Annotated in this window: 4 protein-coding genes; all 4 read left to right on the top strand. The window is 75.6% G+C overall.

What is annotated here, in order from left to right:
• A partial coding sequence (locus CCN72_RS26575; RefSeq protein ID WP_143664205.1) for an MFS transporter occupies positions 1–660 on the top strand: 660 nt, incomplete at its 5' end.
• Positions 661–963: 303 nt separating this feature from the next.
• On the top strand, positions 964–1,401 hold the full coding sequence (locus CCN72_RS26580; protein ID WP_086810281.1) for an ester cyclase: 438 nt from the start codon (positions 964–966) through the stop codon (positions 1,399–1,401).
• 18 nt (positions 1,402–1,419) lie between these two features.
• Positions 1,420–3,645: an acyltransferase domain-containing protein gene (locus CCN72_RS26585; RefSeq protein WP_143664206.1), complete on the top strand. Its 2,226-nt coding sequence runs from the start codon at positions 1,420–1,422 to the stop codon at positions 3,643–3,645.
• Positions 3,642–9,080, top strand: a 5,439-nt coding sequence (locus CCN72_RS26590; protein WP_143664207.1) for a non-ribosomal peptide synthetase, incomplete at its 3' end; no start/stop codon positions are given. The genes CCN72_RS26585 and CCN72_RS26590, both read left to right, overlap by 4 nt.

Raw genomic sequence — 9,080 nt, forward strand, 5'->3', positions numbered from 1 at the left:
CCGCTGCTCGCCGGCGCCGCGATCCTGCCGATGGCGGTGGCCCTGATGATCTGCTCGCCGCTGGCGCCCGTGCTGTCCAAGGCGATCGGGGTGCGCGGCGCCGTCGTCGTGGCCCTGCTCGTCCTGGCCGCCGGATACGGCGTGTTCGCCCTGTTCTCCAAGGACGACGGCTACCCGGCGATGGTCGTCGCGATGGCCCTGGTCGGTGTCGGCATGGGCCTGGCACAGCCGCTGGTCAACGACGTGCTGATGACGGCCGGTCCGGCCGAGCAGTCCGGGCTGCTGTCCTCCATGAACGACACCGTGCAGGAGATGGGTTCGGCGCTCGGCGTCGCCATCGTCGGCAGCGTGCTGGCCTCGCGGTACGCCGCCACCTACGCGCCGTCCGGACCCGCGCCGGCGAAGCGTTCCCTGGACCAGGCGATCGAGGCCGCCAAGTCCCTGCCCCACCCGGCCGCTTCGAGCACCGTGCACGCCGCGAAGGCCGCCTTCGCGCACGCCTTCACCGCCTCCGAAGCGGTGTGCGCCGGGGTCGCCGTGCTCGGCGCCGTACTCGCGGCGGTGCTGCTGCCGCGCATGGTGGCGCCGGCCGAAGAGGGGGCGGAGCCCGGGGCCGCCGGCGATTCCGGGCGGCCGCCGGCCCGGGAGGCCACCGTCTGACGAAGGCTCTGTCGCCCGGGCGCCGGGCATGCGCCACCCCCCATGGGCAGGTCGCCCACGCGTGAACACCCACGCGTGGGCGACCTGTCTTTTGCGCGCCTCTGCTCCCGGCGGTCTGGCTGGAACGTGATCCGCCGGTTGTCCGCAGCCGTGCGCGGCGGCAGACGTACGCGCAGGTCGGAAGGGTTCCCGAGGCGCCGTATCGGGGTCGGCGGGGGCGTAGGGGACGGATAGGGGTGCTGCCGGATCGCGGGGGCCCATAGCGTCGTTCGGGCAGACAACCGTTCGAAGGGAATCCGTCCCATGAGCAAGTCCCAGCAGACCCAGGAAGAGCTGGAAGGCATTCTGCGGCGTTACGTCGACGAGGTGCTCAACGGGCACAAGGACGAGCTTCTGGAGGAGTTCATCCACCCGGAGTTCCGTCACTTCACCGACGAGTCCGCGCTCGCGCTGGAGAACGACGGCGCCGACCTGGAGGGGATCAAGGCCGGTCTGGTCGAGGTCCGCGAGAAGCTCGCCCCGCACTACGGCGCCGAGGTCGTCCGCTGGGAGGGCGACATCGTGCACCTCGCCTGGAAGACCAGCGTGACCCACCAGGGCTACATCTTCGACCGCGAGCCCACCGGCAAGTCCTTCACGCTGACGTACACCGGCAAGACCCAGTTCAAGGACGGGAAGATCTACCGCGCCCAGAACTACTGGGACCCGCAGCAGGCCCTTTCCGTCATCGACGGCGACTGAGGGGCCTGGAGCGTACCGGTGACTACGACGACTCCGGCCGGCCACGTGAGGGTGGCGGCCGACGCACCGCACGGCCCCGCCGGGGGCCGCACCGCCCTGGTCTTCTCGGGCCAGGGCAACCAGTGGCTGGGCATGGGGCGCGACCTCATGGCCCGGGAACCGTCCGTGCGGGCGGTCCTCCAGGAGGCGGACGAGGTACTGCGGGCGGGCACGGACTGGTCCCTGCTCGACGAACTCGCCGCGGCCGAAGGGGAGTCGCGGCTGGCGGACCCCGCCGTCCTCCAGCCCACACTGGTGGCGCTGCAGATCGCCCTGGCCCGCCTGCTCGCGGAACGCGGCCTGCGCGCGGACCACTTCGTCGGCCACAGCCTCGGTGAGATCGCCGCCGCCGCGGCCGCCGGCGCGCTGGACCTGCCCGGCGCGCTGCGCCTGGCCCGGCTGCGCGGCGAACTGATGCGCAAGGCCGTGGGCACCGGCCGTACCGCCCTGCTCGGCGTCGCCGCCGAGCAGGCCGAGGCGCTCATCGCGGCGTACGGAGGCGCCGCCGACATCGCCGCCTGGAACGCCCCGGGGGCCACCCTCGTCGCCGGGGACGCCGGTACCGTCGAGGCGATCGTGGCGGAGCTGACCGGGCGCGAGGTGTTCGCCCGTGTGCTGCGCGGCGACATCGCCTTCCACAGCCGCTGCCTGGAGCCGCTGCGCGCCGAGTTCACCGAGGCCGCCCGCGAGCTGGCCCGCCCGCGGGACTGCGGGGAGCGGCTGGTCTCCACGGTCACCGGGGCGCTGCTCGACGGCTCCCGCGCGGACGCCGCCCACTGGGGCGCCAACCTGCGCGCGCCGGTACGGTTCGCGCAGGCCGTCGACACCCTGCTGGAGCTGGGCTGCCGCACCTTCGTCGAGGTCGGCCCGCACCCCACGCTCGGCCCGTCCCTCACCGACTGCTGTGCCGCGCGCGGGATCACGCCGCTGGTGCTGCCGACACTGCGACGCGGCTCCGCCGAGCAGGAGAGCGTGCTGCGCACCCTGTGGGAGCTGCGGCGCGCCGGTGCCGTGCCGCCCGCCGGCGGGCACCGGGTGCGGTTCCTCGCGGCCGTCACCGACGCGGCCCCGCGGCCGGCGCTGCGCGGGCGGGCCGCCCAGTTCGCCGGGCAGGTGGCCGCCGCCGCGCTGTCCGCCCTGGACCCGGCCGGTCCGGCCACCGTGACCTGGGACAGCGCCGACGACCTGGTGCCGGAGGTCACCTCGGTGCTCGCCACCCCGGCCGCGCCGGGCGCGGACACCGTCGCCGTCCACGCCCGCACCCCGCACACCGGCTGGCTCCGCCTCGCCACGGCCTGCCGTGCCTTCGGCGACCACGACGCCGGCCACCCCGGCGCCGGCCCGGTCTGCGCGTCCCCGCTGCCGGACCTCGCCGAGCTGACCGCCCGCTGTGCCGTGCACCGGTACGTCGCGGACACCGCCGTCGAATCCGCCGCCGAGGACGGTGACGACATCCTCGTCCGCCTGCGGCCGGGCACCGGCACCGGACCGCGCGCCCGTCTGGAGCTCGCGCTGCGTGTCACCGCCGCGGTCCTCGACGCCCACGCCCCGACGGCCCTGCACGGCATCACCGGCCACGACGGCGGCCCCGCCGCGTACGTGCACGTCCTGCGCGACGGGGAGGGAGCGGCCCGGACCACCGTGCTGGACGCCGACGGGCGGGCCGTGCTGCACATCGGACGTTCGCTCTGGCGGAGCCGGACGGCCGCGGGCCCCGAGGCCGCGGTCCCGGACCGGACGGGCGAGGCGGCCGGTGCCGGCGCCCTCGACCTGGCGGCGCTGCGGGCCGCCGGCACCGACAGCCGGCTCGCCGTGCTGACCGAGTGGGTCCGCGAGACGTCCGCCGCGCTGCTGCGCACCGGTGTGGACCGGGTGCCGGCGCTCAAGCCGCTCAACCGGCTCGGCGTGGACTCCGTCATCGGGCTGGAGCTGCGGCGCCGGGTCGCGGCCGTCTTCGGCGCCGAGATCAGCGTCGTACGACTGCTGCGCGGGGCCACGCCGGCCGACCTGGCCGCGGACCTGTCCGACTGGCTGACGGCCGAGCCGGACGCCGGGCCCGCCACCGCCGTGCCCACGCGGGCCGCCCTCGACCTTGACGATCCCGCGGACGTCGAGCGGCTTCTCGACGACCTCGACGCGCTTTCCCCGGAGGAGGTGGACTCGCTGCTGGGCAGGCTGACCGACGACGCGGCGAGTGAGATATGACGACACACCAGCAACCGCCCGCCACAGGGGTCACCGATCCGGCGGAGGCCCGCCGCGCCCTCCTCAAGGAGGCCCTGCTGCGCCGCGCCCGGGCGAACGCCATCCAGGCGCCCGCCATCCGGGCCACTCGCATCCCGACCGACACCCGCCAGGCGGACCGCGCCCCCCTTCCCCCCACCGCGCCCGTCTCCGAAGGCCAGCGCGCCCTCTGGCTGTTCGACCAGATGCACCCCGGCAGCCCGGCCTACAACCTGTGCTTCGCCGCCGAGGTCACCGGCCCGCTGGACGCCGGTGCCCTGCGCACCGCGCTTCAGGGCATCCTCGACCACCACCCGGTGCTGCGCACCGCCGTACTCCAGGAGGGTGGCGAGCTGGTGCAGCGGGTGCGCACCGGTATCGCCCTCGACTTCGCCGAGCGGGACCTCGGCGAGGGCTCCGACGACGGCATCGACACCGCCGTGACCGCCTTCGTGGAGCGGCCCTACGACCTCGCCGCCGGCGCCTTCCTGCGCTGCGAGGTGCTGCGCACCGGGGCCGGCCGGCAGGTGCTGCTGATCGGCACCCATCACATCGCGGCCGACCTGTGGGCGTTCTCGCTGCTGCTACGCGACCTCCAGCAGGCGTACCCGGCGGTCCGCGCCGGGCGCCCGGTCCGGCTGCCCGAGCCCGCCGCCGACTACCGGGACTACGTGAGCTGGCAGCGGGAACTGGTCGCCGGGCCGCGCGGCCGGGCGAGCGCCGCGCACTGGGCGAAGGCCCTGGACACCGGGCCCGCGGGCGAGATCCCCCGGCTGGAGCTGCCGGCCGACCGTGCCCGCCCGGCCCGGCCCGGACACCGCAGCGCCGTGCACGCCTTCACCCTGGACACGGACGTCACCGCCGCGCTGCGCGCGCTCGCCCGGGAGACCGGCGGCACCCTGTACACGGCCGTCCTCACCGTCTTCAACCTGCTGATGCACCGCTACACCGGCCAGGAGGACATCTGGCTCGGCTCGGTCGCCACCGGCCGCGGCCGGCCCGCCTTCGAAGAGGTCGTCGGCTACTTCGCCAACCTGATGGTGCTGCGCACCCGGATCGAGCGGCGGCAGAGCTTCCGTGACCTGCTGGAGCAGGTGCGGGAGACCGCGCTGGACGCGATGGAGCACCAGGACTACCCCTACCCGCTGGTCGCCGAGCGGGTCGCCCAGGGCAGCGCCGGCACGGGCCTGTTCGACGTGGCTTTCTACTACGAGTCCACCTCGGTCGAGGCCGAGCAGGGACTGTCCCTGTTCGCCACCGGCGCGGCCGGCGCCCGGCTGGCCGTCGGCGACCTGGAGATGCGCCCGTACCCGGTGCCGGTGCAGGGCAGCGAGCAGGACCTCGCCGTCTTCGCCGAGGAGGTCGACGGACGGGTCAGCTGCTCCCTGCGCTACGCCGTCGACCTGTTCGAGCCGCGCACCGCCGAGGCGCTCGGCCGGCACTTCCGTGCCCTGGCCGCCGCCTGCGCCGCCCGCCCCGACGCGCCGCACGACACGCTGGAGATGCTCGCCCCCGAGGAGCGCCGGCAGGTGCTCACCGAGTGGAGCAGGCCCGGCGACGCGACCCCCCTGGCCCACCGGGGTGTGCACGAACTGGTCCTGGAGCAGGCCGCCCGCACCCCCGGCGCGATCGCCGTGGCCTGTGGCGACGAACAACTGACGTACCGTCAACTGGCGGACCAGGCGCGGGATCTGGCGCTGGTGCTGCGGGCGCGCGGGGTCGGTCCCGAGGTCAAGGTGGGGCTCACCGGCGACGGCACCCCCCGGCTGTTCGTCGGGCTGCTCGCCGTCCTCATGGCCGGCGGCGCCTACATCCCGCTGGACCCGACCTACCCGGCCAAGCGCCTGGAGTACATGATCGAGGACTCCGCCGTGGCGCTGCTGCTCGCCCAGCGCGCCGTGGTGGACCGGCTGCCCGCCGTGGACGTACCGGTGCTGCACCTGGACGACGTCCCCGAACCGCCGGCCGACGCGCCCGCGCTGCCCGCACCGGACGGCGGCCGGCTCGCCTACGTCATCTACACCTCCGGCTCCACCGGCCGGCCCAAGGGAGTGATGGTGGAGCACGCCGGCCTGGTCGACTTCGACCTGGCGCACCGCGAGGCCATGCCGCCGCGGCCCGGCCGGCGCGTGCTGCAGAACGCCTCCGTCAGTTTCGACGTGAGCACCTGGGAATGGATGATGGCGCTGACCACCGGCGCCACCCTGGTCGTCGCGCCCCGCGAACGGCTCCGCCCCGGACCGCCGTTGGCGGACACCGTGCGCCGCGAGCGGATCACCACACTGAGCGCCACCCCGTCGGTGCTGGCCGCCATGGACCCCGCCGACCTGCCCACGGTCACCGAACTGACCTCGGTCGGCGAGGCCATCTCCGCCGACCTGGTGCGCGCCTGGTCACCGGGACGGCGGATCGTCAACGCCTACGGCCCCACCGAGATCACCGTCTTCTGCACCACCGAGGTCTGCGTGCCCGACGGCGGCGTACCGCCCGTCGGGCGTGCCCTGCCGGGCACCGAGCTGTACGTCCTGGACGCCGGGCTGCGCCCGGTGCCGCCCGGTGTCGTCGGCGAGCTGTACCTGGGCGGCACCGGGGTCACCCGCGGCTACCAGAACCGGCCCGACCTGACCGCCGACCGGTATGTGCCGCACCCGTTCTCGCCGGTGCCCGGCGCCCGCGTCTACCGCACCGGCGACCGGGTCCGCTTCGATCGCACCGGCCGGCTGCACTACCTGGGCCGCGCCGACCACCAGGTGAAGATCCGCGGGGTCCGGGTCGAACCGGCGGAGGTGCAGGACGCTCTGGACAGCCACCCCGGGGTGCGCGAGTCCGTGGTGCTGGCCCGGCCCGGCCGGGACGGCAGGCTGACCCTGGTCGGCTACGCCCTGCGGGAGCCCTCGGGCCCCGAGGCGGCCACCGTGGCGGCCCTGCGCGCCCATCTCGCCGAGCGGCTCACCTCCGCGATGATCCCCACCCATCTGTTCCTTCTGGACGCCTTCCCGCTCAACCCGAACGGCAAGGTGGACCGGGCCCTGCTGCCCGCGCCCGAGGAACTCGCCGAGGACCCCGACGCGCCGGTGCGCGCGCCGGGTACGCCCACCGAGAAGGCCGTCGCCGAGGTGTGGGCCGAACTCCTCGGCACCGACCGGATCGGCGCGGACGCCCACTTCTTCGAGCTGGGCGGGCACTCCCTGCTCGCCGTGCGGGCCGCCGCCCGGCTGCGGGAGCGCACCGGTGTGGAACTCCCGCTGCGGGACCTGTTCGACGCGCCCGTCCTGTCGGCGCTCGCCGCTCGCGTCGACGCCCTCGCCGCCGGGTCCGGCGCCGCCGGGCCGGGCCCAGGGAGCCAGGAGCCGCTGCCGGTGCTGCCGCGCGGCCCCGAGGGGCTGCCGCTGTCCTCCGCGCAGACCCGGCTGTGGTTCGTCGAGCAGCTGTCGCCCGGCGGGCTCGCCTACCGCATCGCCGGCGAACTGCACCTGGAGGGCGCGGCGGACACCGACGCCCTGCGTGCCGCGCTGCATGACGTGATCCGGCGCCACGAGGTGCTCCGCACGGTCTACCCGACCGTCGACGGCACCCCGCGCCAGATCGTCACCGAAGCCGACCCGGCGGACGTACTGCCCCTGGTGGACCTGTCCGGACACGCGCCGCACGCCCGCGAGAGCGCCCGCGCCGAGCACACCGAGCGCTTCGGCACCCGCCCGTTCGATCTCACCCGCACCCCGCTGCACACCCAGTTGCTCAAGCTGGCCGACGACCATCACGTCGTACAGCTGTCCGTGCATCACATCGCGGCCGACGGCTGGTCGATGCGGCTCGTGGTGCGCGAACTCACCGCCTGCTACACCGCGCGGGTGCGGGGCGAGGCCGTACCGCTGGGCGAACCGCCCGTGCAGTACGCGGACTTCGCCGCCTGGCAGCGCTCCCGGCAGGACGGCCCCGAGGGCGCGGCCGAGCTGGAGCACTGGGTCCAGGCGCTCGCCGGGGCACCGGACGAGCTGTCGCTGCCCACCGACCGGCCCCGCCGCGACCAGGCCGTGCGACCGGCCGCCCGGACCCGCCGCACCCTCGGCGCCCCCCTGGCCGGACGGCTGCGCGCCCTGGCCGGCGCGGAGGGCGCCTCCCTGTCCATGGCCCTGCTGACGGGGTACAAGGCGCTGCTCGCCCGCTGGTCCGGGCAGGACGACATCGTGGTCGGCATGCCCGTGGCCGGCCGGGTGCGCCGGGACCTGGAGGACGGTGTCGGCCTGTACGTCAACACCGTGCCGGTGCGTACCGACCTGTCCGGCGCGCCCTCCTTCCGGGAGCTGCTGCACCGGGTGCGGCGCGGTGCCCTGAACGCCGACGCGCACCAGGCGGTGCCGTTCGAGCGGATCGTGGAGCGGCTGTCCGTCGCCCGTGACACCCGCCGCACGCCGGTCTTCCAGGTGCTGTTCAACATGCTCAACCTGGACGACTCGCTGCCGCCGGTGCCGGGCCTGCGGACCCGGCTGGTGGAGAGCGAGGACCTCGCCGCCCGCTTCGACCTGACCCTGTACGTCAAGCCCGCCGCCGACGGCTCGCTCGGCCTGGACCTGGTCTACGACGCCGCGCTGTTCGACGCCCCGACGATCGCCGCCTTCCTCGACCAGTACGAGGCGCTGCTGAGCGCCGCCGCCGCCGACCCGGAGCGGGCCCCGGCCGGCACGGACGCGCCCCGCGGCGCCGCGCTGCCCGACCCGGCCGCGCCGCTGCCGGCCGGGGCATGGACCGCCGCGGTGCACGAGCGGGCCGCGCGCACCGCCGTCGCGCACCCCGCTGCGACCGCCCTCGCGCACCCGGGCGGTGAGGTGACCTACGGTGCCCTGGAGGAGGCGGTCGCCGCCCTCGCCGCCGAGCTGCGCGCGGCCGGACTCGGCCGCGGCGACGTGGCCGCCGTCCACGCCGAGCGCGGCCCGGCTCTGGTCACCGCCGTCCTCGCCACCCTGCGCACCGGCGCCGCCTTCGCCCTCTTGGACCGGGCCCATCCGCGGGAGCGCCGCCGCCTGATCGCCGAGGCACTGGGCGCACGGGCCTGGCTGGAGACGGGCGCCGACGCCCCGCAGACGCTGGGGACGACACCGGAGGTCGCCCGCGTGGTCACCGCGCCCGGCGCGGGCCCCGCGCCGCGCCCCGCGCCGGCCGCGGAGGTCCCGGCCCACCCTGCGGACACCGCGTACGTGGCCTTCACCTCCGGAACCACCGGAACGCCCAAGGGGGTCGTCGGCGCGCACGGTCCGCTGGCCCACTTCGCCGACTGGTACACCGCCACCTTCGACGTCACGGCCGGCGACCGGTTCGCGCTGTCCTCCGGCCTCAGCCACGATCCGTTGCTGCGCGACCTGTTCGTGCCGCTGGTACTCGGCGCCCGGCTGCACATCCCCGGCGCAGGCGATCTGGCG

It is taken from the genome of Streptomyces murinus (assembly GCF_002154555.1).
In the GTDB taxonomy this organism is placed as follows: Bacteria; Actinomycetota; Actinomycetes; order Streptomycetales; family Streptomycetaceae; genus Streptomyces; species Streptomyces murinus.

Coding starts and splice junctions, on each gene's coding strand:
- CCN72_RS26580 (WP_086810281.1), top strand. CDS start 964: ATGAGCAAGTCCCAGCAGACCCAGGAAGAGCTGGAAGGCATTCTGCGG.